The sequence below is a fragment of the Caballeronia arvi genome, from assembly GCF_001544695.2.
Classification (GTDB): domain Bacteria; phylum Pseudomonadota; class Gammaproteobacteria; order Burkholderiales; family Burkholderiaceae; genus Caballeronia; species Caballeronia arvi.
In genome coordinates, this window is the sequence record NZ_FCOM02000033.1 from 37,980 (window position 1) to 63,414 (window position 25,435).

General features: G+C 64.6%; 21 protein-coding genes. 15 read left to right on the forward strand and 6 right to left on the reverse strand.

What is annotated here, in order from left to right; translation table 11 throughout:
• Positions 1-65: 65 nt before the first annotated feature.
• The 8 genes from deoC (at position 66) to AWB74_RS28200 (ending at position 9,697) form a co-directional block, all read left to right on the forward strand.
• Positions 66-1,073 carry a deoxyribose-phosphate aldolase gene (gene deoC / locus AWB74_RS28165; protein WP_061149970.1) on the forward strand — a complete coding sequence of 336 codons (1,008 nt, stop codon included), beginning with the start codon at positions 66-68 and terminating at the stop codon, positions 1,071-1,073.
• Between the two features lie 28 nt (positions 1,074-1,101).
• Complete coding sequence (locus AWB74_RS28170; protein WP_061149930.1) at positions 1,102-3,492, forward strand: aldehyde dehydrogenase family protein; 2,391 nt, start codon at positions 1,102-1,104, stop codon at positions 3,490-3,492.
• 61 nt (positions 3,493-3,553) lie between these two features.
• Positions 3,554-4,027: an RbsD/FucU family protein gene (locus tag AWB74_RS28175; RefSeq protein WP_061149971.1), complete on the forward strand. Its 474-nt coding sequence runs from the start codon at positions 3,554-3,556 to the stop codon at positions 4,025-4,027.
• On the forward strand, positions 4,024-4,956 hold the full coding sequence (gene rbsK / locus AWB74_RS28180; protein ID WP_061149931.1) for a ribokinase: 933 nt from the start codon (positions 4,024-4,026) through the stop codon (positions 4,954-4,956). Before AWB74_RS28175 ends, rbsK begins: the two co-directional genes overlap by 4 nt.
• Positions 4,953-5,996 carry an ABC transporter permease gene (locus AWB74_RS28185; RefSeq protein ID WP_061149932.1) on the forward strand — a complete coding sequence of 348 codons (1,044 nt, stop codon included), beginning with the start codon at positions 4,953-4,955 and terminating at the stop codon, positions 5,994-5,996. Before rbsK ends, AWB74_RS28185 begins: the two co-directional genes overlap by 4 nt.
• Before the next feature lie 54 nt (positions 5,997-6,050).
• Positions 6,051-7,055 (forward strand): autoinducer 2 ABC transporter substrate-binding protein, encoded by a 1,005-nt coding sequence (locus AWB74_RS28190; RefSeq protein WP_061149933.1) that lies wholly within the window; start codon positions 6,051-6,053, stop codon positions 7,053-7,055.
• Between the two features lie 54 nt (positions 7,056-7,109).
• A complete protein-coding gene (locus tag AWB74_RS28195; RefSeq protein WP_061149972.1) occupies positions 7,110-8,639 on the forward strand; it encodes a sugar ABC transporter ATP-binding protein in 1,530 nt (509 codons plus the stop codon).
• A complete protein-coding gene (locus AWB74_RS28200) occupies positions 8,636-9,697 on the forward strand; it encodes an ABC transporter permease (protein ID WP_061149934.1) in 1,062 nt (353 codons plus the stop codon). Before AWB74_RS28195 ends, AWB74_RS28200 begins: the two co-directional genes overlap by 4 nt.
• 73 nt (positions 9,698-9,770) lie before the next feature.
• On the opposite strand, the gene AWB74_RS28205 is transcribed toward AWB74_RS28200, so the two are convergent.
• The 3 genes from AWB74_RS28205 to AWB74_RS28215 form a co-directional block, all read right to left on the reverse strand.
• Positions 9,771-10,493 (reverse strand): DeoR/GlpR family DNA-binding transcription regulator, encoded by a 723-nt coding sequence (locus AWB74_RS28205; RefSeq protein WP_061149935.1) that lies wholly within the window; start codon positions 10,491-10,493, stop codon positions 9,771-9,773.
• Between the two features lie 140 nt (positions 10,494-10,633).
• Positions 10,634-11,017, reverse strand: coding sequence for a hypothetical protein (locus AWB74_RS28210; protein WP_087039229.1), 384 nt, complete (start codon positions 11,015-11,017; stop codon positions 10,634-10,636).
• Positions 11,018-11,058: 41 nt separating this feature from the next.
• A complete protein-coding gene (locus AWB74_RS28215) occupies positions 11,059-11,766 on the reverse strand; it encodes a TetR/AcrR family transcriptional regulator (protein ID WP_061149937.1) in 708 nt (235 codons plus the stop codon).
• 191 nt (positions 11,767-11,957) lie between these two features.
• Between AWB74_RS28215 and AWB74_RS28220 the strand changes: the two genes are divergently transcribed.
• Genes AWB74_RS28220 through AWB74_RS28245 form a run of 6 tightly spaced genes read left to right on the forward strand, consistent with a single transcriptional unit; the run spans position 11,958 to position 19,264 of the window.
• The gene (locus AWB74_RS28220; protein ID WP_061149938.1) at positions 11,958-13,232 is read left to right on the forward strand and encodes an alpha/beta fold hydrolase; all 1,275 of its coding nucleotides are present in this window, start codon (positions 11,958-11,960) and stop codon (positions 13,230-13,232) included.
• A gap of 36 nt (positions 13,233-13,268) precedes the next feature.
• Entirely contained in the window at positions 13,269-14,141 is an 873-nt protein-coding gene (locus AWB74_RS28225) for a VOC family protein (protein WP_061149973.1), read from the forward strand.
• Positions 14,142-14,173: 32 nt separating this feature from the next.
• Entirely contained in the window at positions 14,174-15,874 is a 1,701-nt protein-coding gene (locus AWB74_RS28230) for an AMP-binding protein (RefSeq protein ID WP_061149974.1), read from the forward strand.
• A 34-nt stretch (positions 15,875-15,908) separates the two neighbouring features.
• A complete protein-coding gene (locus tag AWB74_RS28235) occupies positions 15,909-16,691 on the forward strand; it encodes a maleate cis-trans isomerase family protein (RefSeq protein ID WP_061149939.1) in 783 nt (260 codons plus the stop codon).
• Between the two features lie 11 nt (positions 16,692-16,702).
• Positions 16,703-17,854: an FAD-dependent monooxygenase gene (locus tag AWB74_RS28240; RefSeq protein ID WP_061149975.1), complete on the forward strand. Its 1,152-nt coding sequence runs from the start codon at positions 16,703-16,705 to the stop codon at positions 17,852-17,854.
• A gap of 21 nt (positions 17,855-17,875) precedes the next feature.
• Positions 17,876-19,264, forward strand: a complete 1,389-nt coding sequence (locus AWB74_RS28245) for an MFS transporter (RefSeq protein ID WP_061149940.1) — start codon at positions 17,876-17,878, stop codon at positions 19,262-19,264.
• Between the two features lie 61 nt (positions 19,265-19,325).
• Here the strand turns inward: AWB74_RS28245 and AWB74_RS28250 are convergent, their stop codons facing one another.
• The 3 genes from AWB74_RS28250 to AWB74_RS28260 form a co-directional block, all read right to left on the reverse strand.
• Positions 19,326-20,687, reverse strand: coding sequence for an MFS transporter (locus tag AWB74_RS28250; protein ID WP_061149941.1), 1,362 nt, complete (start codon positions 20,685-20,687; stop codon positions 19,326-19,328).
• A gap of 85 nt (positions 20,688-20,772) precedes the next feature.
• A complete protein-coding gene (locus tag AWB74_RS28255) occupies positions 20,773-22,974 on the reverse strand; it encodes an acetate--CoA ligase family protein (protein ID WP_235024699.1) in 2,202 nt (733 codons plus the stop codon).
• An 11-nt stretch (positions 22,975-22,985) separates the two neighbouring features.
• Positions 22,986-24,182 carry an acyl-CoA dehydrogenase family protein gene (locus tag AWB74_RS28260; protein WP_061149943.1) on the reverse strand — a complete coding sequence of 399 codons (1,197 nt, stop codon included), beginning with the start codon at positions 24,180-24,182 and terminating at the stop codon, positions 22,986-22,988.
• A gap of 149 nt (positions 24,183-24,331) precedes the next feature.
• On the opposite strand from AWB74_RS28260, the gene AWB74_RS28265 reads away from it, so the two are divergent.
• Positions 24,332-25,177, forward strand: a complete 846-nt coding sequence (locus AWB74_RS28265) for an IclR family transcriptional regulator (RefSeq protein WP_200822039.1) — start codon at positions 24,332-24,334, stop codon at positions 25,175-25,177.
• Positions 25,178-25,435: the final 258 nt, after the last annotated feature.

Below are 25,435 nucleotides of genomic sequence, written 5' to 3' on the forward strand. Positions count from 1 at the left end.
TTAAACTGAGATCAACCTATCAATAATTGTCGTGCGTCCCACAAGACGCCGGCTATACCGATCTCATGCTGGAAACCGCATCGAAGTCCATCGTCGCATGGCCTGGAAAGGCTCAGGTCCACGCGCAGGCCCGCAATCCCGGCGTGCCGTTCGATCTGTCGTGGCTCGACGGCCTGCGCGTGAACCAGTCGGCGGTGGCGCGCCGCGCATCGACGCTCGGCACGCGTCGCGCCGTGAAGAAAGACGCGCAGGCGGCGTGGCTGCTCAAAGCGATCACCTGCATCGACCTCACGACCCTCAGCGGCGACGACACGCACGGCCGCGTCGAGCGCCTGTGCGCGAAAGCCCGCCGTCCGCTGCGTGACGATCTGCTCGACGCGCTCGGCATGGCGCACGCTTCGATCAAAACGGGCGCGGTGTGCGTCTATCACCGCTATGTGAAAACGGCCGTGGGCGCGCTCGAAGGCAGCGGCATTCCGGTCGCGGCCGTATCGACGGGCTTTCCGGCGGGCCTCAATCCGCATGATCTCAAGTTGCGCGAAATCGAGGCGTCGGTACGGGATGGCGCCTCCGAGATCGATATCGTCGTCACGCGCGAGCATGTGCTGACGGGCAACTGGCAGGCGCTCTACGACGAGATGCGCGATTTCCGCGCGGCATGCGGCGATGCGCACGTCAAGGCGATTCTCGCGACCGGCGATATCCACACGCTTTCGAACGTCGCGAAGGCGTCGATGATCTGCATGATGGCCGGCGCCGATTTCATCAAGACGTCGACGGGCAAGGAAAGCGTCAACGCAACGCTCGACGTGTCGCTCGTCATGGTGCGCATGATTCGCGAATATCTCGCGCGCACCGGCGTCGCGATCGGTTTCAAGCCCGCGGGCGGCGTGTCCACCGCGAAGTCGGTGCTCGAGTATCAGATCCTCATGAAGGAAGAGCTCGGGCGCGAATGGCTCGAACAAGACCTTTTCCGCATCGGCGCATCGAGCCTGCTCGCGGATATCGAACGCCAGCTCGAACATCACGTGAGCGGACGCTATTCGGCGTTCAATCGCCATCCCGTCGCCTGATTCATCAGACTCCCACATTCAAAGCCTCATGAGCGTTGCCGAATACTTCTCTTCGATGGAATACGGACCCGCACCGGAAGACGATCGCGCCGCGCGCGCATGGCTCGATCAGCATGACGGGCGCTTCGGTCACTTCATCAACGGCGTATGGCGCGACAGCGACGCCGCCGCCCGCTTCGACTCGCGCGAACCCGCGACCGGCCGCGTGCTCGCTTCGATCGCACAAGGCGATAACGCCGATGTCGACGCCGCCGTGCAAGCCGCGCATGCCGCGCTCGAAGGCTGGCAGGCGATCGGCGGGGCGGGGCGCGCACGGCATCTGTATGCGCTCTCGCGCATGGTGCAGCGGCATGGCCGCCTCTTCGCCGTGCTCGAATCGCTGGACAACGGCAAGCCGATTCGCGAGTCGCGCGATATCGATATCCCGCTTGTAGCAAGGCACTTTCTGCATCATGCGGGCTGGGCGCAGTTGCAGGACAAGGAGTTCGCGGACTGGGCGCCGCTCGGCGTGATCGGCCAGATCGTGCCGTGGAATTTTCCGCTGCTGATGCTCGCGTGGAAGATCGCGCCCGCGCTCGCGCTCGGCAATACGGTCGTGCTCAAGCCCGCCGAATTCACGCCGCTGACCGCGCTTTTGTTCGCGGAGCTGGCGCATCGCGCGGGCTTGCCGAAGGGCGTGCTCAACGTCGTGACCGGCGATGGGCGCGCGGGCGCGGCGCTCGTCGAGCATGAGGGCGTCGCGAAGATCGCATTCACGGGCTCGACCGAAGTGGGCCGGCAGATTCGCGCGACCACGGCGGGCAAGGGCAAATCTCTGACGCTCGAACTCGGCGGCAAATCGCCCTTCATCGTCTTCGACGATGCCGATCTCGACAGCGCCGTGGAAGGCGTCGTCGATGCAATCTGGTTCAATCAGGGCCAAGTGTGCTGCGCGGGCTCGCGGCTGCTCGTGCAGGAAGGCATCGAGGCGCGCTTCGTCGAGAAGCTCAGGCGCCGCATGGATACGCTGCGCGTCGGAACATCGCTCGACAAAGGTATCGATATGAGCGCGGTCGTCGACGACGTGCAGCTCGAACGCATCCGCGCGCTGGTCGATAAGGGCGAACGCGAAGGCTGCGAAATCTATCAGTCGCCGCGGACCGCGTTGCCCGATGGCGGTGCGTTCTTCCCGCCGACGCTCGTCACGAACGTCGCGCCCGCATCGACGCTCGCGCAGGAAGAGATTTTCGGCCCGGTGCTCGTGACGATGAGCTTCCGCACGCCGGAAGAAGCCGTCGCGCTCGCGAACAACACGCGCTACGGCCTCGCCGCGAGCGTGTGGAGCGAGAACATCAGCCGCGCGCTCGACGTCGCGCCGCGCCTGCAATGCGGCGTCGTGTGGATCAACGCGACCAATCTCTTCGATGCAGCTGTCGGCTTCGGCGGCTATCGCGAATCGGGCTTCGGCCGCGAAGGCGGACGCGAGGGCATCTACGAATACCTGAAGCCGCGCGCATGGGTAAAGCTCCCGGTTCGCGGCGAGACGAAGCCGCTGCAGGCGCAGCCCGATTCGCTCGTCGATGCCGGCAAGGTCAGCGCGCTCGATCGCACGGCGAAGCTCTTTATCGGCGGCAAGCAGGCGCGGCCCGACAGCGGTTATTCGCGGCTCGTGCTTTCTCCCGCCGGCGAGATCGTCGGCGAAGTGGGCGAGGGCAATCGCAAGGACATACGCAATGCGGTGGCGGCCGCGCGGGGCATGACGAAGTGGTCGTCGGCGAGCGCGCACAACCGCGCGCAAGTGCTGTACTACCTCGCCGAAAACCTGAGCGCCCGCGCCGACGAATTCGCGAAGCAGCTCGTGACGCGCGCGGGCGCGAGCGAGCGCGATGCGAAGCGCGAAGTGGACGCATCGATCGCACGCTTCTTCACGTATGCCGCATGGACCGACAAGTACGACGGCGCCGTGCATGCGCCGCCGCTGCATGGCGTCGCGCTCGCGATGCACGAGCCGCTCGGCGTGATCGGCATCGTCTGTCCGGATGAAGCGCCGCTGCTCGGATTCGTGTCGCTCGTGGCGCCCGCGCTCGCGCTCGGCAATCGCGTGGTCGTGGTGCCGAGCGAGACGTGTCCGCTGATGGCGACGGATTTCTATCAGGTGGTCGAGACCTCGGATGTGCCGGGCGGCGCGCTGAACATCGTCACCGGCGATGCGCGTTCGCTCGCGCAGACGCTCGCGCAGCACGACGACGTCGATGCGCTCTGGTGCTTCCACGGCGCGTCGCTGTCGGCGATGGCCGAGCGGGAATCGGTCGGCAACCTGAAGCGCACGTTCGTCGATCAGGGCCGCGTGTTCGACTGGCACGATGCCGCGAGCGAAGGCTTGCCGTTTCTTCGCCAGGCGGTGCAGGTGAAGAATATCTGGGTGCCGTACGGAGACTGATCAACGAATCGTTTGAGCGTAGATCTCGACAGGAGACACGCTCGTGCATGGAGGAGACGCTGTGCTGAAGAACATCGATCCGCTCTTGAACGCCGATATCCTGTACGCGCTCGCCGCGATGGGACACGGCGACGAAGTGGTGATCTGCGACGCTCATTTCCCCGCGGATTCCATCGCGCGGCAAACGGTGCTGGGCAAAGTGCTGCGCATCGACGGCGCCAGCGCGCCGCATGCGGTGCGCGCGGTGCTGTCGCTGCTGCCGCTCGATACGTTCGTCGACGACCCCGCCGGCCGCATGGAGATCGTCGGCGATGCAAGCACCTTGCCGGCGGTGCAGCGCGAAGCGCAACGCGAAGTGGACGACGCGCAAGGCCGCGCATTGCCGTTCGCGCCGGTCGAGCGCTTCGCATTCTATGAGCGCGCGAAGAAGGCTTACTGCGTGATCGCCACGGGCGAAGCGCGCGGCTACGGCTGCTTCATCTTCAAGAAGGGCGTGCTACTCGCATCGGATGCGCCGGAAGGAGGCGCGCGATGAAAAGCGTCGTCATTCTTGGCATCTATGTGACGGATCTCGCGTTTCGCGCGGCGCGCATGCCGCTGCTCGGCGAAACGGTGCCGGGCTCCGCGTTCAAGATGGGACCGGGCGGCAAGGGCTCGAATCAGGCCGTGGCCGCCGCGCGCGCGGGCGCGGACGTGATCTTCTGCACGCGCATCGGCGCGGACGCGTTCGGCGAGATCGCGCAGGCGACGTGGGCCGCCGAAGGCATCACATCGCGCGCGACCGTGATGAACGAGGTCGCCACGGGCGCCGCGCATATCTACGTCGATGAAAACACGGGCAGCAACGCGATCATCGTCGCGGCGGGGGCGGCGGGCGCGCTCGTGCCCGAAGACGTCGATGCCATCGAGAAGGACATCGCGCGCGCGGGCGTCTTCGTCACGCAATTGGAGCAGCCGATTCCGGCCGCGCGGCGCGGACTCGAACTCGCGCGCAAGCATGGCGTGACGACGGTCTTCAATCCCGCGCCCGCGATGCCCCTCACCGACGAAATCTATCCGCTGTGCGACTACATCACGCCGAACGAAACGGAAGCGCAGGCGCTCACCGGCATCGAGATCCGCTCGGTGGACGATGCGCGCCGCGCCGCGAACGTGCTGCTCGACAAAGGAGCGCGCGCGGTCATCGTCACGCTGGGCGAAGCGGGCGCGCTGCTGCATACGGCGAATGAATCGACGCTCGTGCCGGCGTTCGACTGCGGCCGCGTCGTGGAAACGGCAGGCGCGGGCGATGGCTTCACCGGCGGCTTCGCGGCGGCGCTCGCACGCGGCGAAAGCCCGCTCGATGCGGTGCGCTTCGGCTGCGCGCTCGCGAGCCTGTCGGTGACGCGTCCGGGCACTGCGCCGTCGATGCCGCGTCTTCACGAGATCAACGCGGTGCTCGAACAAAGGAGCGTTACGCAATGAACGCGTCGAAGTGGCTCGCCGACCGCCAGTTCAACTTTCTGATCGGCGTGAACGTGCTCGTCGTGATCGTCGCGACGTGGATGTCGCGCGGCCAGTTCCTCGACATCGACAACCTTCAGTCGATGGGCGGCCAGTTGCCCGAGCTCGGCCTGCTCGCGCTCGGCATCATGCTGTCGATGGTGTCGGGCAATGGCGGGATCGATCTGTCGGGCGTCGGGCTCGCGAACCTGTCCGGCATGGTCGCGGCGATGCTGCTGCCGCACATGGTCTCCGCCGATGATTCCCCCGCGCTCTACACGGGCGTGTTCGTGTGCATCGTGGTGGCGATGGGCGCGATCGGCGGCTTGCTCAACGGCGTCGTGATCGCGAAGCTGAGGCTCACGCCGATTCTCTGCACGCTCGGCACGCAACTGCTCTTCACCGGCATCGCGGTCGTGCTGAGCAACGGCGCGTCGGTGCGCGTCGAGTATGTGGACCCGCTCTCGAACATCGGCAACGGCACCTTCCTGCAAGTGCCCATCTCTTTCTGGATCTTCGTCGCCGCCGTGCTGCTGCTCGGCTGGGTACTGAAGCGCACGCCGTTCGGCCTGCGTCTCTATCTGATGGGCACGAACCCGAAGGCCGCATTCTATGCGGGCATCCCGCGCGCGCGCATGCTGATTCTCACCTATGGCATGTGCGGCGTGCTCGCGTCGCTCGCAGGTCTCATCAGCGCGACGCATACGTCGAGCGCGAAGTGGGACTACGGCAATTCGTATCTGCTGATCGCGATCCTGATCGCGGTGATGGGCGGCGTGAATCCCGCGGGCGGTTATGGACGCATCGTCTGCGTGTTTCTCGCCGCAACGGTGTTGCAGTTCCTGTCGAGCCTGTTCAATCTGCTCGGCGTGTCGCAGTTTTTCGGCGATTGCGCGTGGGGCTTTCTGCTGCTCGCATCGCTCGCCTTCGCGGGCGGCGAACGCGTGCGCGCGATCTTCGGCATTGGCGGGGCGACACCCAAAAGCAGTGTGCCGCCGCCGCCCGCATCGACCGGACGTTGATATTCGCGTGTGATTGTTCAAAGAGACCAGACGAAACATAAAGGAGACAACGCAATGAAGCTCAGCAAACTCGGCACCGCGCTCACGGCGGTCGCACTCGCAGCGGGCGCGATCGCGGCCGCGCAGGCCGCCACCAACGAAACCATCGTGACGGTCGTGAAGGTGACTGGCATCAACTGGTTCAATCGCATGGACGAGGGCGTGAAGGAGTTCGGCAAGGAGAACCCGAACGTCAATGCGTATCAGACCGGACCGGGCCGCGCCGACGCCGCGCAGCAACTGAAGATCATCGAAGACCTGATCGCCAAGAAAGTCACGGCGATCGCCGTCGTGCCCTACGATCCGCCGACGCTCGAACCCGCGCTCAAGAAGGCGATGGATCGCGGCATCAAGGTCGTCACGCATGAAGCGGACAACGCGAAGAACACGATGGTCGACATCGAAGCCTTCGACAACACCGCGTACGGCGCGGGCCTGAACGAGCGGCTCGCGAAGTGCATGAACGATCAGGGCAAGTGGGCGGTGCTCGTCGGCTCGCTCGGCTCGCGCTCGCAGGTTCAATGGGCCGATGGCGGCATCGGCAACGCGAAGGCGAAGTACCCGAAGATGGACCTCGTCGAGCCGAAGCTCGAAACCAATAACGATGGCGAGCGCGCGTATCAGGTCGCCAAGGAAGTGCTGCGCAAGCATCCGGATCTGACGGGCTTCCAGGGCTCGTCGTCGCTCGATGTGATCGGCATCGGCCGCGCCGTGGAAGAGGCGGGCAAGGTCGGCAAGATCTGCGTCTACGGCACGGGCCTGCCGACGGAAGCCGGCAAGTTCCTCGAAAGCGGTGCGATCAACGGCATCGCGTTCTGGGATCCGAAGCTCGCGGGTCTCGCGATGAACAAGGTCGCGCAGATGCTCGTCGACGGCAAGGAAGTGCAGAACGGCGCGGACCTCGGCATCACCGGCTATAACAAGGTGACGGTTACGAAGGGTCCGGGCAAGGGCGTGATCGTGCGCGGCACCGGCTGGGTCGATGTCGACAAGACGAACTACAAGCAATACAACTTCTGATGTGACGTGCGCGGCGCGCTTCTTCCCAAAGTGCGCCGCGTGCCCTGGAAAGATATGACCACAACGACACCGCTTCTCGAAGTCGTCAATATCCACAAGCGCTTCACCGGCGTCTATGCGCTGCGTGGCGTGAGTCTCGCGTTCGAGCGCGGACAGATCTATCACCTGCTCGGCGAGAACGGCTGCGGCAAGAGCACGCTCATCAAGATCATTTCAGGCGCGCAACCGCCCGACGAGGGCGAGCTCGTGATCGAAGGCGCGCGTCACAAGAAGCTCTCGCCGCTCGAATCGCTTTCGGCGGGCATCGAGACGGTTTATCAGGACTTGTCGCTGCTGCCGAACATGAGCGTCGCGGAGAACGTGGCGCTCACAGCCGAGCTTGCCGAGCATGCGGGCAAGCTCGCGCGCACCTTCGACCGACGTGCGCTCGCGGCGACCGCGGCCCGCGCGCTCGAAGCCGTGGGTCTGCCGGGCGATGCGGATTTCCAGAAGACGCTCATCGAGCAACTGCCGCTCGCGACGCGTCAGCTGGTGGCGATCGCGCGCGCGATTGCGAGCGAAGCGAAGTTCGTCATCATGGACGAACCGACGACGTCGCTCACGCAGAAGGAAGTCGATAACCTCATCGCCGTGCTCGCACGCTTGCGGGCGGACGGCGTCGCGGTGCTGTTCGTGAGTCACAAGCTCGACGAGTGCTACGCGATCGGCGGCGAAGTGATCGTCCTGCGCGACGGCCAGAAGATGGCGCAAGGTCCGATCGAAAACTACACGAAGGCGCAAATCAGCGAACTGATGACGGGCAAGCATCTCTCGACCGAACGCTATCGCGCGCAAGGCGAAGAAGGCGCGTCGCAGGTCGTGCTCGACGTTCATGGCCTCGGCCGCAAAGGGCAATTCACCGACGTATCGTTCAGGCTGCACAAAGGCGAGATTCTCGGCGTAACCGGTCTGCTCGATTCGGGCCGCAACGAGCTCGCGCGCGCATTGGCAGGCGTCGCGCCTGCCGACACGGGCGCCGTGACGCTCGACGGCATGCGCGTGCGGCTGCAATCGCCGGGCGACGCGAAGGCGCAGCGCATCGGCTATGTGCCGGAAGACCGCCTGAACGAAGGCCTGTTTCTCGACAAGCCGATCCGCGACAACGTCGTTACTGCGATGATCGCGGGCCTGCGCGACCGCTTCGGCCAGATCGACCGCAAACGCGCGCAAGCACTCGCGGAACGCACCGTGAAGGACTTGCAGATCGCGACACCCGATGTCGACAAGCCGGTGCAATCGCTTTCGGGCGGCAACCAGCAGCGCGTGCTGATCGGCCGCTGGCTCGCGATCGAGCCGCGCGTGCTGATCCTGCATGGCCCGACGGTCGGCGTCGACGTGGGGTCGAAGGACATCATTTACCGCATCATGCAGCGGCTGTCGAAGGAGGGCATCGGCATCATCCTGATCAGCGATGACCTGCCCGAGTTGCTGCAGAACTGCGACCGCATTTTGATGATGAAGAAAGGCCGCGTCGCGAATGAATATCGCGCGGACACGCTGAACGAGGCCGACCTTTATCACGCGCTACTTTCAGAGGCAGCATGAGCATGAGCGAATCCATCCGCCGCACGGGAAGCGAGACGATGCCGCAGCGCGTGGCCGACGTCGCGCCGCGTGTGCGCAAGGGCAATCTGTACGCGCGGCTGATGCGCAATCCCGAGTGGTTCACGGCCGGGTTGATCGTGGTGACGTGCCTGGTCGTGGGCAGCCTCAACCCGCGCTTCTTCCAGTTCGCCACGCTGTTCGACCTGCTGCATTCCGCGACGACGGTGTCGCTTTTCGCGCTCGGCACGCTCGTCGTGCTGGCCTCGGGCGGCATCGACGTATCGTTCACGGCCATCGCCGCATTGACGATGTACTCGATCACCAAGGCCGTATTCGCATGGTGGCCTGAGTGCCCGTTCGCGCTGATCCTGCTTGCGGGCGCGATCGGCGGCGTGATGCTCGGTGTGATCAACGGCATGCTCGTGCACCGGCTGAAGGCGCCGTCGCTGATCGTCACGATCGGCACGCAGTATTTGTTTCGCGGCTTGCTGCTGACCTTCGTCGGCACGCAGTTCTTCATGAACATTCCGCACAGCATGGATACGTTCGGACGCTTGCCGCTGTTTTTCTATCACACGTCCGATGGTTTGCGTGCCGTGTTGCCGGTGTCCGTGCTCGCGCTCGTGATCGCGGCGGTGGTCACGTGGTGGCTCCTGAATCGCACGATGATGGGCCGCGGCGTGTATGCGATGGGCGGCTCGCTCGCGATCGCAGAACGTCTCGGCTACAACCTGCGCGCGATTCATCTGTTCGTGTTCGGTTATACCGGCCTGCTCGCCGGCGTCGCGGGCATTCTGCACGTGTCGACGAACCGGCTCGCGAATCCGTTCGATCTCGTCGGCACGGAACTCGACGTGATCGCTGCGGTGATTCTCGGCGGCGCGCGCATTACCGGCGGCACCGGAACGGTGGCCGGGACACTGCTGGGCGTCGTTCTGGTGACCCTCATCAACAGCGTGCTGATTCTCATCGGTGTGCCGAGCACCTGGCAGAAGGTGATCATCGGTGCGTTCATTCTCGTCGCAGGGACGCTGTTCGCGTTGGGACGGCGTCAGTAACGGCTTTCGAAAGCGCGATAAGAAAGGCTCGTTCGATTTCCGAACGAGCCTTTCTGTTCTTGTTCGAAATGATTCAAGCGCGTTTGCGTACCGTTTGCCCTTCTTCCGTGATCACCGAATCGAATTCGGAAAGCTGCGAGAAACGCACGGCCTTCACCTTGCCGAACTTGCTCGCATCGACGACGAGGTGCCTTTCCACCGCGCTTGCCATCGCGGCCTGCTTGATCGGGACTTCATGAAAGTTCCAGCAGGTGACGCCGCGCATTTCATCGACGCCGCCCGCCGACATGAACGCCTTGTTGATACCCATGCGCCGCAAGATTTCGACGCTGTCGTCGCTCGCGAACGATTCGGACGAAGGCACGTACACGCCGCCGAGCAAAATCATCCGCACATTGGGCTTGTGCCGCAGAATCTCCGCGACATTGAGCGAGTAACACACGACAGTCAGATGCATCTCCGCCGGAATTTGCCGGGCGAGCGTGGTCAATGTCGTGCCGCAGTCGATGAAGACGGTTTCGTTATCGACGAGCAAGCGCGCCGCATGAGTCGACGCGATCGCCTTCGCCTGCGCGAAATGATCCTTCTCTTCCTCGATCGTATAGCCCGCGTTGGGCACGTCGGCGGCGCTGACGATATAGCCGCCGAGATAGGTGAACTGGCCGGGATGCGCGGCGATATCGCGGCGCACCGTCATTTCCGACACGCCCAGCAATGCAGCCGCATCCCGCAGCCGCATCACATTCTGTTTTTCAAGCGCGCCGGAAAGGGCACGCAGGCGTTCGTTCTTGGCCATCGGAAGAGCGCGTTGAGTGATGTTATGTTTTGCTCGTGAATTGAGATAATTATAACAACGAAAGCGCTGTTTTCGACCCGTACACGCGACACGACCCGACGCTTCACGACGGCCAAGGCACAACTTGCCCGTGACGGCGTCTATTGGCGCGGCGGGACCATCGTTGGCGGGACGACCCAAGCTGCCGTCGGCGCCATGTAATAGGGCGGCGCGTTTCGTCGCATCAGCGTGCCGGTGACCGAAAGCGTCACGCCGGTCGGAAGCGGCGGTCCGATGATCAGCACCCGGGGGACCAGAACCCGGCCCTGCGCGTCCTGAGAAAAACGCTTGTCGATCACGCATAGCGGCGGGTCCATCGCCAGCATCCAGACAGGTTGTCGGGCGCCGCCGTCCGTTTCCATGACGTCCTGCACGGGTGTGCCGCGAAGCGTCATGGTCGTTCCGACCGGGAAGCAGACGGGTCCGGCAGCCCAGGCCGCGCTGGCCCACGTCAACGACAGCACGCAGAGAAGGCGATTCTTCACGGGACAACTCTCCTGTTCCATTGGCGCGCCCGGCCGGACATTCAGTCACGGTCGTGGAAATCACCGCCCGCCGCGAGACGCCGTTCCAGCATGTCGATATCGTCGCGCAGCAACCGGATCACCGCGGCTGCGCTCGGCTCTCGCAACTGCCTCTCGTTTTCCATCTGCACCGAATGCAAGGCCATGTCGGCGATCTGCTCCGAGACCTGTTCGAGCGTACGCGGGCCGGAGGGCGAATACCACCACGCGCTCCAGTTGCACATGCCGATGATCGAGAACGCGGCGACCTTCGCGTCCAGTGCGCGAAAGTGTCCCTGTTCGATGCCGAATTCGATCGCGTGCTGAAACTGTTCCAGCACCGCGCGCCGCGCCTGCTCCGCGAACTCGCGTTGCTTCGGCGGCAGATTGCCTTCGTTTCTCTCGACGACCCGAAACTGCAACGGATGCGTGAGGATCAACTGCGCATGACGCAGCACGAGATGCCGCAGCATGCCGGCCGCATGCTTCATGTGCCCGGGCACCGCTTCCGACGCCAGTTGTCCCGCCGCGCGCGTGACCGTCTCCGTGAGGACTTCGAGAATCGCTTCCTTGCTCTTGAAGTAGTAGTAGAGCGCGGGCCGGCTCACGCCGATCGCGTCGGAGATGTCGTTGAAGCTCGTGCCGTCGAAGCCACGCTCGATGAAAAGCCGCGTCGCCACTTCTAGGATGTTTTCGCGCAAGGCGTCGCTCTTGGTCTGGGTTCGGGTCATATCGCGTTTTCGACGACTGCGTCAGAAAAATCAACACGATACCGCAAACCGGCGTTGCGCCGTGAACTGGCGGCACGGTTCATCTGAGCTATCGCGCCGCCGCTTAGTCGACGCATCCGTAAAAACGATAATAAAAAATCTACTACATCGTCAAATTATTCGACTAAGATGTAAAAAAAGGAGATGACCCGATGAATCGATCTGAGCAAACGCGCACCGGCCACGGAAGCGCGACCGCAGGATTTCTCAACACGGACTGGAATCCGCGCGAACTGCCAGCCGGCGTCAGTACCCGTAACGTCGTGCTGCGCACGCAGGACGGCGCCGCGACGAGCGGTTCGCTGTATTCGCCCGGGGCGACGGATACCGTCGTGTGCATCATGCATCCGCGCGAGTTCATGGCCTGCCATTACCTGATTCCGGATATCGCCGGCGCGGGCTATGCGGCGTGGACGCAAGCGCCGCGTTCGGTGGGCAACGACATGCGCCTCGAACACGAATTCGCGCTCTACGACGTGGCGGCCGGCATGCGCTTTCTGCGCGAAGCCGGTTTCAAACGAATCGTGCTGCTCGGAAACTCGGGCGGCAGCGGCCTCTACGCGCTCTATGCGCAGCAATCGAATCTCGCACCGGAAAAGCGCATCGAGCGCACGCCGGGCGGACGTCCGACGAAACTCGCGTCGCTCGACATGCCGATGATCGATGGCGTGATCTTCGTGGCGCCGCATCCGGGGCAGGGCGCGCTGTTACAGGGATGCATCGATCCATCGGTGACGGACGAGAACGATGCGCTGAGCGTCGACGATGCGCTCGATCCGTTCGCACCGTCCAACGGTTTCAACGCGCCGCCGCATTCGTCGCGCTACGACGCGGCTTTCGTCGCGCGCTATCGCGCGGCGCAAACTGCGCGTGTGGCGCGGCTCGACGCCATCGCACGCAATCTGATCGCCGAACGTCTCGACGCCCGCGCGCGCGTCAAGTCAGCGGGCGATGCAGCCGATTCCCGCTCGCGCCGTGTCGCCGCGCACACGCCGCTGATGACCATCTGGCGCACCGACGCCGATCCGCGCTGCTTCGATCTTTCGCTCGATCCGTCCGATCGCCGATACGGCTCGCTGTGGGGCGCGGACCCGTTCGCGTCGAACTACGGCTCGGTCGGCTTCGCCCGATGCTGCTCGCCGGAAGCCTGGCTATCGACGTGGTCGGGCGTGTCCTCGAACGCGCTGCTTTCGAAGACCGCGCCCGCGATCACGCAGCCGTCGCTCGTCGTGGAATACACCGGCGATCAGGCGTGCTTCCCGACCGTCATCGCGAACATTTACGCGAGCCTCGGCTCATCGGCGAAAACGCATCGTCGCGTGCGCGGCGATCACCACGGCCGCGCGCTCGCCGAGGGCGAAGAGGCGGGCCGCTATGTCGCCGGGCGCATCGTGCGCGACTGGCTGCGCGAGACCTTTCCTCAATGAGATCCGCTTGATCAAACCCGGAGTAACGACATGAACATGAACGACACGCCCGCCGTCGATCTGGCCTTGCGCCTGCGCGGCGTGGACCACACCGCGCGGCCGACCTGGCGGCTGAAGGAGACCGTCGAGTTTTATCGCGACGTGCTCGGCCTGCCTCTGATTCATACGATTTCCGCGCGCGGCTGGGGCCCCGCCACGCATCCGGATTTCCTTCACTTCTTTTTCGATAGCGGCAACGGCAGCACGATCGCGTTCTTTCATTACCTCGGAAGCCGGGAGCCGGAGACGTTGAGCGGAAGATCGACGCATCCGCCGCGTCCCGACGATCACGTATTCGACGCGACGCACACGGCCTGGCTCGTCGACACGCAAGACGAACTGCAGGCGTGGAAGTCGCGGCTGGAGGCGCGCGGCGTGGACGTGTCGGTGGAGACGGCGCACGAGGTGATCGAGTCGATCTACTTTCGCGATCCGAACGGCTATTTCATCGAAATCACGCGCAAGCTGCGCTCGCTCGCGCCGCTGGATGCACGCGACGCCGCCGCGACGCTCGAAGCGGCGATCGAACTGCAGACGTATTCGCGCGGCGCGACATGTATCGATGAAATCTGGGCGCACAAGGCGGCGCGCTTCGGTGAACGTCTTGAGACGGACGGAAAGCGGCTGCAGATCTTCGTGCTGAACGTGCCGGAGTTCTCGACGCTGATCGATGCCGCGCGCAAGCTCGAAACCTGTCGCGTCGAGGATAAGGGCGATTACACGGTGATCAGCGCCGCGGAGCCGGTTTCGTTCGAACGCCGCGCGCTGGGCATGAAGCCCGCGGTCTGGTACGGGCTCTTCACCGGTGGACTGAACGGACGCATCGAGTGCTACGACCGCGATGTCGTGCGCATCGCGCCGCGCGATTGAAACGGCACGTGGACATGCAGGAGACACCATACATGAGAGGCATCTTTCATCCGATCGACGGCGTGATCTATTGTCCGCCCGAGCTTGCGCAACGCTATCTCGCATCGGGCGCATGGACCGACACGACACTCGGCGACGCGCTGCGCGCCACCGCCGCGCGCGTGCCCGAGCGGCCCGCTTATATTTCCGACGAAGCCACCATCACCTTCGCGGAACTCGACGCGCGCAGCGAGCGGCTCGGCGCGGCGCTGCTCGAAACCGGTCTCGTGCCGGGCGATCGCGCGCTCTTCCAGATGGGCACGACCGTCGACACGGCCGTCGCGCTGATGGGCGCCTACAAGGCGGGCGTCGTGCCGGTGTGCGCGGTGCCGCAGTATCGCGAAGTCGAAATCGGCCAGCTCGCGGCGCAGTCCGAGCCGCGCGGCTACTTCGTGCAGGCGGATTTCTCGGCGTTCGATCTCGTCGGCTTCGCGCGGCAGATGTTCGGCCGGATCGCATCGCTCGAACATCTGATCGTCGCACGCGGCGCAGGCGGCGAGGGACATCGCACGATCGACGCGCTCATCGAGTCGATGCCGCTGGCGCGTGCGCGGGCCATGCTGGCCGACATCCGCATCGGCAGCGAAGACGTGCTGAGCTTCCAGCTTTCGGGCGGCACGACCGGCGTGCCGAAGATCATCCCACGCTTTCATGCGGAGTACATCGGCCACGCGCTCGACTGGATGCGGCATATCGGCATGAGCGAGGCGAGCCGCATGATCTGGTCGCTGCCGCTCCTGCACAACGCGGGTCAACTGTATGCGCTCGTCTCGACGGTCGCCGCGGGCACGACGACCGTGCTGATGCCGCGCGTGGATATCGCGCGGATGCTGGAACTCATCGAGACGCATCGCGTGACGCACGGGCTTTCCATCGGCCCTGTCGCGCCGCAGATGATCGCGTATCAGGAGATCGCGCGGCACGATCTGTCGTCGCTGCAACTGTTCGGCACGATGAGCCGCGCCGATTCGCTCGAAGCGCATCTCGGCGTGCCGTGCTTCAACCTGTACGGCACGACCGAAGGCCTGTTGCTCGGCGCGGGACCGGCGCATGACGTCCAGTTGCGGCACTTCACACAAGGGCTGTCGGGCAGTGCGGCCGATGAAATCCGCGTGCTCGTGCCGGGCACCGACGAACCCGTGCCGGACGGCGAGGCGGGCGAACTGTGCTTTCGCGGGCCATCGAGTCTGCGCGGCTATTTTCGTGCGCCCGAGGCGAGCGCGCAGACGCTGACGTCCGATGGTTTCGTGCGCACCGGCGACATGGTGACGCAAAGGCTCATCGACGGCGTGCGTTGTTACGCGTTCGAAGGCCGGCTGCGCGACAACATCAATCGCGGCGGCGAGAAGATCGGCTGCGAGGAAGTCGAGGCATACGTGAGCCATCATCCGGCGGTCGCCGATGCGAAGCTCGTCGCCATGCCCGATGCGCTGTATGGCGAGAAGGCCTGCGTCTATCTCATCCTGCGCGCGGACCATGCCGCGCCGACAGTGCGGCAGCTTGCCGATTTCCTCATCGGTCAGGGGCTTGCGAAGTTCAAGTGTCCGGAGCGCATCGAGATCGTCGACGAGTTTCCGGTGACGCGCGTCGGCAAGGTCGACAAGGCGGCCTTGCGCCACGACGTCGCCACGCGTCTCGCGCACGAGCACGCCGCGCGCGCCGATGCGCCGGGCATCGCGAAGGAGGGCGCATGATCAGCACCGAACATCCCCACGCAGGAGAAACGCAATGATGCAGGCCCTGTCCCGAACGTATCGAATCGGCCAGATCGTACCGAGCTCGAACACGACCATGGAAACCGAAATCCCCGCGATGCTGCGCGCGCGGGAAGCGATTCTGCCCGAGCGCTTCACGTTCCATTCGAGCCGCATGCGCATGCATCGCGTCGTCAAGGAAGAACTGGAGGCGATGAATCGCGAAGGCCTGCGCTGCGCGGCGGAACTCGCCGATGCGCGCGTCGACGTGATGAGCACCGCGTGTCTCGTCGCGATCATGGCGATGGGGCCGGGCTATCACAGGCAGGTCGAGGAAGACTTGCGGCGCATCGCGCGTGAGAACCACTGCGAGGCGCCCGTGATGACATCCGCGGGTGCGCTCGTCGCTGGTTTGAAGGCGATGGGCGCGCGCAGGATCGCGCTCATGGCGCCGTACATGAAGCCGCTGACGGCGGCTGTGGTCGCGTATATCGAGGAAGAGGGCATCGAAGTGCTGGACGCGCTGTCGTTCGAGATTCCGGACAACCTCGAAGTCGGCCGCCGCGATCCGCTGCAATTGCTCGACGACGTGAAGCGACTCCATATCGCCAATGCGGACGCGGTCGTGTTGTCCGCGTGCGTGCAGATGCCGTCGCTCGCCGCGATCCAGATCGCGCAGGACAGGCTCGGCGTGCCGGTGACGTCGACGGCCGTCTGCACCACGCGGCAGATGCTCGATCATCTCGGCCTCGCGCCGGTCGTGCCGGATGCAGGCGCACTGCTGGGCGAGTCTGTTCGACACATTACGGAATGCTAAAGGACAACATCATGAAGATCGCGGTGATCGGCGGCGGCCCCGCCGGACTGTATTTCTCGATGCTGATGAAGCAGCGTCATCCCGGCGACGAGATCGTCGTTCACGAACGCAACGAGGCGGGCGCGACCTATGGCTGGGGCGTGGTGTTCTCCGATGTCGCGCTGAGCTTTCTCAAGGAAGCGGATGAAGCGTTCTTCCGCAAGTTCACTGCGCATCACGAGCGCTGCGACTATATGGAAGTCGTGCATCGCGGCGTGCCGGTGCGGCTCTCGAACAACCATTTCTCGCGCACATCGCGCATCGATTTGCTGAACGTCTTGCGCCAGGCTTGCCGCGACACGGGCGTCGACGTGCGCTACAACAGTTGCGTGAACGATCCGGCCGCTCTGCAAGATTACGACGTCGTCGTCGCCGCCGACGGCGTGAACAGCGAAGTGCGTGCGCGTCTCGCCGAGCACTTCCAGCCGAGCTTCGACGAGCGGCGCAACAAGTTCGCGTGGTACGGCACGACGCGTCTGTTTCATCCGGTGTCGCTGATCTTCCGCGAGACGCCGCAGGGCGTATTCATCGCGCATGCATATCAGTACAGCAAGACGCATTCGACGTTTCTCGTCGAAGTCGATCCGCAGACGTGGCAGCGTTGCGGTCTGGATCACGCGACCGAAGACGAAAGCCGCGCTTTCTGCGAAAACGTCTTCGCCGACGACCTGCGCGGCGAACCGCTGCTGACCAATCGGTCGCAATGGTTCCAGGCGAAAGTCGTGAGCAATGCGCGCTGGTCGCACGGCAACGTGGTGCTGCTCGGCGATGCGCTGCGCAGCGTGCATTTCTCGCTCGGCTCGGGCACGCGCATGGCGATGCAGGATGCCATCGCGCTGTGCGAGGCATTGTCGATTCATCGCGATGACGTTCCCGTTGCCTTCGCCGCCTTTGAAGCGAGCCGGAAAGAAGCATCGAACCGCTTTCAGGACGCGGCGCGCAAGAGTCTCGACTGGTACGAATCCGTCGATAAGCGCATGAATCTCGATCCCGTCAGCTTCGCGTACGACTATATGCGGCGCACCGGGCGCGTCAGTCATGAAGACCTGCGCGAGCGCGATCCCGCGTTCATCGAACAAGTCGAGGCCGTCGCCGGCAACAAGGCGCAAAGCGCGCACGCGTAAGCGTCACATCGAGGAGAGTTCATGGAAGCTTTCGAATCGCGGCGCGAGCCGCTTGACGTGCGCGACATCATCGACCATGCGCGCGTGTCGTGCTATCAGGTGATGATCGGCGTGCTCTGCTTTTTCATCGTCGCGCTGGATGGCTTCGACATCGCCATCATCGGCTTTATCGCGCCGCATGTGCGCAGCGACTGGAATCTGTCGGTGATATCGCTCGGGCCGCTGTTCAGCGCGGGTCTGCTCGGCCTCATGATGGGCGCCTTCCTGAGCGGTCCGCTCGCCGATCGCATCGGGCGGCGCGGCGTGCTGATTCTGTCGGTCGTATGGTTCGGTGCGGCGTGCCTCGCATCGGCGGCCGCGCCGGACATCGTGTGGCTGGTCGCGCTGCGGTTCCTGACCGGGTTCGGACTCGGCGGCGCGATGCCGAACGCCATCACGCTCACATCGGAATTCAGTCCCGAGCGGCGGCGCGGCACCTTGCTGACCTTGATGTTCTGCGGCTTCTCGCTGGGCTCCGCGCTCGGCGGCGTGGTCACGGCGTATCTCGTCGCGGCATTCGGCTGGCGCGGCGTGCTGGTCATCGGCGGACTGCTCCCGTTGATGCTGGTGCCGGTACTGTGGTTCGCGTTGCCCGAATCCGTACGCTTCCTCGCGCTCGGCAAAGGGAACGACGCGCGCATCGCGGCCATCCTGAAACGCGTTGCGCCGGATCGCGCGGCAGCCGACCGGCGTTATCTCACATCCGACGAACGCGCCAGCGATTCGCCGGTCGCGCGGCTCTTCGACCCGGACTACCGGCGTGGGACGCTTCTCCTGTGGCTCGCATTCTTCATGAGTCTGTTGCTGCTGTACATGCTGATCAACTGGCTGCCGTTTCTCGGGGCGCGAGCGGGGCTGTCGCTCAAGCAGGCATCGGTCTTTGCGGGCTTGCTGCAAGGCGGCGGCGTGCTCGGCGCGATCGTGCTGGGCATCCTGATCGACCGGTTCGATGCATACCGGGTCGTGAGCGCGGCCTATCTCGTCGGCGCCGCGGCGGTCGCATCGCTCGCGGTCGCGGACTCCGCCTTGTGGCTCGCCGCGGGCATTTTCGTGACAGGGTTTTGCGTGAGCGGTTCGCAGGTTTGCGCGAATGTCATTGCGTCAGGGTTCTATCCGACATCGAGCCGGGCGACGGGCGTGGCGTGGGCGCTCGGGGTCGGGCGGATCGGCGCGATCGTCGGATCTTTCGGCGGGGCCCTGATGTTGTCCGCGGGGTGGTCCAACGCGGCGCTCTATCTCATCCTGGCGCTGCCCGCGACGCTTTCCGCCGCGGGCATCGTCTTCGCAGGCATCTGCCGCGCGCGGACAGCGGCGGTTTCGCCCGATGCGGACGTTGCAATGGAACTGAACGGTGCCGAGGCGGGATCGTAGTTGGTCGGCACGTCACGGTGTCGATGAGGACATCAGCGCTCTCATCGTCGGTCGGGATTCCTCATGCTGGTACGCGTCTGGATCGTTTGGACGCTTCAACAGTCTTCGCACGAGCAGGAAATGCCACCAGGAGAAGGGCGGCGCCGGCCAGCAGAACGATCCCCAGCCCGATGAGTCCGTATTCGGCATTGCCCGTCTGAGTCTTCATCCAGCCGACGAAGGCAGGACTGACAAAACCGCCGGTTCCGCCGAGGCTCGTGATCATCGCAATGCCTCCGGCCGCGGACGAACGCGGCAGAAACGTCTGCGGGATCGTCCAGAACACGACGAAGCTGCCATAAGAAGCGGAGGCAGCGAGCGCGAGCAGGCCGACGCCGAGCGGCACGTTGTGACCCGCGAGCGGCAATAGGGCGAACGCAAGCGCCGTGACCGCCGCGCTTCCGGCAACATGCCAGCGCCGCTCCATGGTCCGGTCCGAGTGCGAGCCCACGACATACGTCCCAAGCGCGGCCGCCACGAATACGAGCGCTGAAAGCAGGCCGACATCCAGCAGGTTCGTCACGCCCAGATCGCGAATCACGGTCGGCGCCCAGAAGCCGATGGCGTTGAACGGCATCATCACGGCGAAGTAGACGAGCGCCGCGAGATAGACACGCGGATTGGCGAGCGCGCCGCGCAGACCCTCGAGATGCCCCGTGTGCTTCGTCTTTTCCTCGGCGAGCAGATCGGCCTTGACGAGCGCTTTCTCGGCATCGGAGAGCCAGGGCACGTCGGCGGGCGCATCGCCGAGCGCGAAGTACACGATGAAACCGAGCATCACCGCCGGAATCCCTTCGAGCAGAAAGAGCCATTGCCAGCCGGGGAGGCCAGCCACCCCCGCGAGTCGCGTCATGATGAAGCCCGATATCGGCCCGCCTACGATGCCCGCGACGGCCGTCGCCATCATGAAGAACGCGGTGACCCGGGCTCGCCGCGCGCCCGGAAACCAGCACGAGAGATAGAAGATGATGCCCGGAAAGAAGCCCGCTTCCGTCACGCCGAGCAGAAAGCGCATGACGTAGAACTGCGTGGGCGTGCGCACGAACATCATGAGGCTGGACATCACGCCCCACGCGAGCATGATGCGCAACAGCGTGCGGCGCGCGCCGATGCGCTGCATCCAGAGATTGCTCGGCACCTCGAAAAGCACATAGCCGATGAAAAAGAGTCCCGCGCCCAGGCCGTAAGTCGCCTCGGAAAAGCCGAGATCGTGCATGAACTGCAGTTTCGCGAAGCTGATGTTGACGCGGTCGACATAGCTCACGACATAGCAAAGAAACAAGAGCGGAATGAGCCGGAAGAAGATCTTGCGGTACGTGCGCTCGACTTCGCCAGGAGAAAGCTCGCTCGCGGCTGACGTGTCGGTGGAGGAAAGGTCGTGCATGGTCGGATCGTCTCGCGGAAATGGGCCGGAATCGATGAGGGCACGGTAATGTCCGCGCCCGCGGAAGCAGCGAGGCGTGGCCTCACTATCCATCCATGACGGCGCTTGCGCAACGCTCGTCTTCACTCACGGGTTCGGCGCGCGCATGCGCTCGCTGCGCGGGCCGGGCAAGCGCATCGCCGGCGCGCACGCCCTGGCCGTGCGGCAGCACGAAGAGCGGATTGATGTCGAGTTCTTTCAGGCAGCCTTCCAGATCGAGCGCCATGTTCGACAGCGCGACGATCGTATCGGCGAGCGCGTCGATGTCGGCGGCGGGCTTGCCGCGCGCGCCTTTCAGGATCGCATAGGCGCGCAGTTCGCGGAGCATCGCGTGGGCTTCGTCGCGCGTGACGGGCGCGAGGCGAAACGCGACGTCCTTCAGCACCTCCGCATAGATGCCGCCGAGACCGCACATCACGGCCGGCCCGAATGACGGATCGTTTTCTATGCCGACGATGATCTCTACCGCGTCGCGAATCTCTTCCTGCAGCAGAACGCCCTCGATGCGCGCACCGGGCACGTGATGACGCGCGTTGACGAGAATCGCGTCATAGGCCTCGACGAGCATGGCTTCGTCTTGAATGCCGACGCGCACGGCGCCCGCTTCGGTCTTGTGAGGAATGTCGGGCGACTGCACCTTGACGACGAGCGGAAAGCCGATCGAACGGGCGGCAGCGAGCGCTTCATCGCGGTCACGTGCGAGCGCGCTCTTCGGGGCGTCGATGCCATACGCGCGCAGCAGGGCTTGCGCGGCGTGCTCGGTCAGATCGCCTTCGGCTTGCGAGAGCAGGGCGCTCGCCTGTGGCGCGGAACGCGGCGCACGACGCAGCGCGTGCCGCGACGCGCCGTGCTCGCGCTTCGCTTGCGCATACGTGGACAGCGCCGCGAGGGCACGGGCGCAGCGCACGGGTGTCGGAAAGAGCGGCACGCCGGCGGCCTCGAGCACGCGGTAGGCGTCGCCCGCCATATCGCGCCGCGCGTTCCAGGCGACGATCAGCGGTTTGGCCGTCGCGCCATAGACGCGTGCGATCGCCCGGGCCATCGCGTGTGCGACCTCGCCGCTCGCGGCCGCCGCCATGATCGCGATCGAATCGATGTTCGGATCGTCCGCGATGCTTTGCAGCGTATCGGCGAAAATGCGCGGATCGGCGAGAATGCCCGCCGTCAGATCGATCGGATTGTTGAGCGAGGCGAACGCGGGCACACGCGGCTGAAGATGATCGAGCGTCTCGCGCGTGAGCGACGGCAGCGACATGCCGTTCTGCACGCACACGTCCGTGGCGAGAATGCCCGCGCCGCCCGACAGCGTCACGACGGCGACGCGTCCGCCGCGCGGCAGCCGTTGCATGCCGAAGGCCTTTGCATAGTCACCGAGATCGGCCACGTCGCTCACTTCGATCACGCCGGCCTGACGGAACGCCGTGCGGTAAAGCGCCGACGCGCCGCCGAGGTTCGCCGTGTGCGAGGCGGCGGCTTTCGCGCCGTCGCTCGTGTTGCCAACTTTCCACGCGAGGATCGGCTTGCCGGCGTCGAGCGCGCGACGGGCCACGCCCACGAGACGGCGCGCATCCTTGAGCCCTTCGATATACGCGGCGATCAGCGAAGTCTGCGGGTCGTCGATACACGCGTCGACCAGATCGAGCAGGCTGACGTCGGCTTCATTGCCGGTCGTGATGAAGTGGCGCAGGCCGATGCCGAGCTCATCGGCCATCAGGAGCAGCGCGCAGCCGAAGCCGCCGCTTTGCGAGATCAGCGAAAGATTGCCGCCGCGGTACGACACGCCGAAGGGGGCGCCGAAGCCCGCGTAGACTTGGGCGCTGGTGCTGACCATGCCCTGGCAGTTGGGGCCGATCACGCGCATGCCGAAGCGCTTTGCGATCTGCGTGCATTCCTGCTGGAGCGCCGCGCCCGCTTCGCCCGCTTCGGCGAAGCCCGAGCTGTAGACGATCGCATAGGGAACGCCGCGCTCGCCGCATTCGCGCAACATCTCCGGCACGCGCTTCGCCGCGACGAGAATCAGCGCGAGATCGGGCGTGTCCGGCAGTGCAGCGATGCTCGGGCTGCATGCGACGCCGTCGATCTCCGCGTACTTCGGATTGACGGGAAAGAGCGCGCCGCGATATCCGTGCTGCATGAGAAAGCGCATCGGCTGGCCGCTGATCGAGCGGGCGTCGTTCGATGCGCCGATGATCGCAATCGAGCGCGGATTCACGAGACGTTCGATCGAGAGTGTCGGGTTGTCGGTCATGATGACTCTCCTCACGCGGCGCAGGCGGCTTCGCTGCCGGCGCGCTTTTCGAGCTGCGATGCGGCGCGCTTCAGCGTGATCTTCGCGATGTTCAACTGGTGAATCTGCGTCGTGCCTTCATAGATGCGAAACGCGCGCACGTCGCGATAGAAGCGTTCCACCGCATTGCCCGACAGATAGCCCAGGCCGCCCAGCATCTGCACCGCGCGGTCCGCGACGCGGCCGCACATCTCGGAAGCGAACATCTTGCACATCGAGGCTTCCATCGTGACGTCCTCGCCGGCGTCGCGCTTGCGGGCGGCGGTGAGAATCATCGAACGGGCCGCGAAGATGTCCGTCTGCGATTCGGCGATGAGCGCCTGAATCAGCTGGAATTCGGCGATGGGTTTGCCGAACTGCTCGCGCGTCATCGTGTACGCGACGGCTTCTTCCAGCATGCGCATGGCCGGTCCCGTGCAGAGCGCCGCGAGATGGATGCGCTGCTTGTTGAGCACCTTCATTGCGGTCCGAAAACCTTCACCCTCCACGCCGCCGATGAGATTCGCGGCCGGCACGCGGCAGTCGCGCAGAATCACGTCGCCGACCGGCGAACCGGACTGCCCCATCTTGTCGTAAGGCGCGCTCGTCGATAGACCGGGCATCGAACGTTCGACGATGAACGCCGAAATGCCCGCCGCGCCGGGCTTCGACGGGTCCGTGCGCGCCAGCACGGTGAAGACGTCCGCGATCGGCGCGTTGGTGATGAAGCACTTGCTGCCGTTCAGAACGTAGTGGTCGCCGTCGCGACGCGCGCTCGTGGCGAGCGCGGTGGCATCCGAGCCTGCGTTCGGCTCGGTGAGCGCGAACGCGCCCGTCAGTTCGCCGGACGCGAGGCGCGGCAGATAGCGACGCTTCTGATCCGGCGTGCCATCGGCGACGAGCGCTTCAGAGCCGATGCCCGTGTTCGTGCCGACGCGCGCCCGGAATGCGACCGATGCCTGCGAAAGCATCATCGCGCCGCGCACGAGTTGTTCGGTCGTGAGGCCCGCGCCGTCGAATTCGCGCGGAATGCTCCAGCCGAAATAGCCGAGCTCGCGCATCCGCGCGACGAGATCGGGCGGCACTTCGTTCATGTTTTCGACTTCGTTTTCGCGCGGTGTCGCCTCGTCGCGCACGAAACGTTCTACGTCCGCGAGCCATGCGTCGAAAGTCGGATTGTTCTGCGTCATGTGTGTCTCCGCCAAGTGGATCGATGTGTGGGGACACTATTGAGCACAGCGCGCGGCAAAAGCGCGGTTGTTCGACTATGCTGAACAGAGTTTGAATATGCGGAACATTTCCGCGCAAAATGGCGAAATGATTGAGGAGAAACCCGTATATGTCCCGCCGCGACTCGCATACCGTTCCGCCGACCAGCGATTACGCCGATTCGAAAGTGCGCTATGAACCGGACGATTTCGAAGGCGATCGCCAGTTCGCGACGACGCTCGCGCGCGGGCTCGACATCCTGCAATGCTTCACGCCGCGCGAATCGCAGCTCGGCAATGCGGAATTGGCCGCCCGCACGGGCATGACCAAGGCCACGATTTCGCGCTTCACCTACACGCTGACGCGGCTCGGCTATCTGCGCGTGAATCGCCTCAACAACAAGTTTCAGCTCGGCTCGGCGGTGCTTTCGCTCGGCTATCCGCTGCTCGCGAGTCTCACGGTTCGGCAGATCGCGCGGCCATCGATGCGCGAGCTCGCCGATCAGGTGCGCGGCTCCGTGTCGCTCGGCATGCGCGACCGGCTGAATGTCGTGTATCTGGAAAGCAGCCGCAGCGCGACGCCGCTCGGCTTGCCCGCGGACATTGGTCTGAGCTATCCGATCGTGCGCACGGCGATGGGGCGCGCGCTGCTCGCGGCCATGCCGCTCGAGCGGCGCGAGGCGGTGTGCAACGAGATTTCCGTCAAGACGCCCGACGACTGGACGACTTTCCGCGAACGCGTGATGGCGAGCATCGAATCGTTCCATCAGCGCGGGTTCTGTGCATCGTACGGCGACTTGCGCCGCGAAGTGCATGCCGTCGCAGTGCCGATGAAGCCTGCCGCTGACGGCGAAATACTCGTCTTCAATTGCGGCGTGCCGTCGTATTTGCTGAAAGAAGGGCAGCTGGAGGGCGATATCGGGCCGCGCCTGGTGTCGATGGTTCGCGCGCTCGAAGGCGCGATGGGCATTTTCTAGCTAATCGAAACCCGGGTGCCAGGCCTGGAGATTCAGGCAATCGGTCAGTATAACGAAATTACTTCGCCGTACTTTGTACCGAAATCAAAGGCGGTCGGTCACGGCATGAAGCGCGACGATGGCGGACTTCGCCGTTTCTGAAACCGCATTGTCAGCTGCCGGTTTTGAACGCGTCCATAACCAAAAGTACCGGTTTCTTCCAAGAAAATATCGTTGGTGAGCGCGTTGGCAGTTCGATATTGTCTCAGACGTGATGCC

Coding starts and splice junctions, on each gene's coding strand:
- deoC (WP_061149970.1), top strand. CDS start 66: ATGCTGGAAACCGCATCGAAGTCCATCGTCGCATGGCCTGGAAAGGCT.
- AWB74_RS28170 (WP_061149930.1), top strand. CDS start 1,102: ATGAGCGTTGCCGAATACTTCTCTTCGATGGAATACGGACCCGCACCG.
- rbsK (WP_061149931.1), top strand. CDS start 4,024: ATGAAAAGCGTCGTCATTCTTGGCATCTATGTGACGGATCTCGCGTTT.
- AWB74_RS28185 (WP_061149932.1), top strand. CDS start 4,953: ATGAACGCGTCGAAGTGGCTCGCCGACCGCCAGTTCAACTTTCTGATC.
- AWB74_RS28190 (WP_061149933.1), top strand. CDS start 6,051: ATGAAGCTCAGCAAACTCGGCACCGCGCTCACGGCGGTCGCACTCGCA.
- AWB74_RS28195 (WP_061149972.1), top strand. CDS start 7,110: ATGACCACAACGACACCGCTTCTCGAAGTCGTCAATATCCACAAGCGC.
- AWB74_RS28200 (WP_061149934.1), top strand. CDS start 8,636: ATGAGCATGAGCGAATCCATCCGCCGCACGGGAAGCGAGACGATGCCG.
- AWB74_RS28205 (WP_061149935.1), bottom strand. CDS start 10,493: ATGGCCAAGAACGAACGCCTGCGTGCCCTTTCCGGCGCGCTTGAAAAA.
- AWB74_RS28215 (WP_061149937.1), bottom strand. CDS start 11,766: ATGACCCGAACCCAGACCAAGAGCGACGCCTTGCGCGAAAACATCCTA.
- AWB74_RS28220 (WP_061149938.1), top strand. CDS start 11,958: ATGAATCGATCTGAGCAAACGCGCACCGGCCACGGAAGCGCGACCGCA.
- AWB74_RS28225 (WP_061149973.1), top strand. CDS start 13,269: ATGAACGACACGCCCGCCGTCGATCTGGCCTTGCGCCTGCGCGGCGTG.
- AWB74_RS28230 (WP_061149974.1), top strand. CDS start 14,174: ATGAGAGGCATCTTTCATCCGATCGACGGCGTGATCTATTGTCCGCCC.
- AWB74_RS28235 (WP_061149939.1), top strand. CDS start 15,909: ATGATGCAGGCCCTGTCCCGAACGTATCGAATCGGCCAGATCGTACCG.
- AWB74_RS28240 (WP_061149975.1), top strand. CDS start 16,703: ATGAAGATCGCGGTGATCGGCGGCGGCCCCGCCGGACTGTATTTCTCG.
- AWB74_RS28245 (WP_061149940.1), top strand. CDS start 17,876: ATGGAAGCTTTCGAATCGCGGCGCGAGCCGCTTGACGTGCGCGACATC.
- AWB74_RS28250 (WP_061149941.1), bottom strand. CDS start 20,687: ATGCACGACCTTTCCTCCACCGACACGTCAGCCGCGAGCGAGCTTTCT.
- AWB74_RS28255 (WP_235024699.1), bottom strand. CDS start 22,974: ATGACCGACAACCCGACACTCTCGATCGAACGTCTCGTGAATCCGCGC.
- AWB74_RS28260 (WP_061149943.1), bottom strand. CDS start 24,182: ATGACGCAGAACAATCCGACTTTCGACGCATGGCTCGCGGACGTAGAA.
- AWB74_RS28265 (WP_200822039.1), top strand. CDS start 24,332: ATGTCCCGCCGCGACTCGCATACCGTTCCGCCGACCAGCGATTACGCC.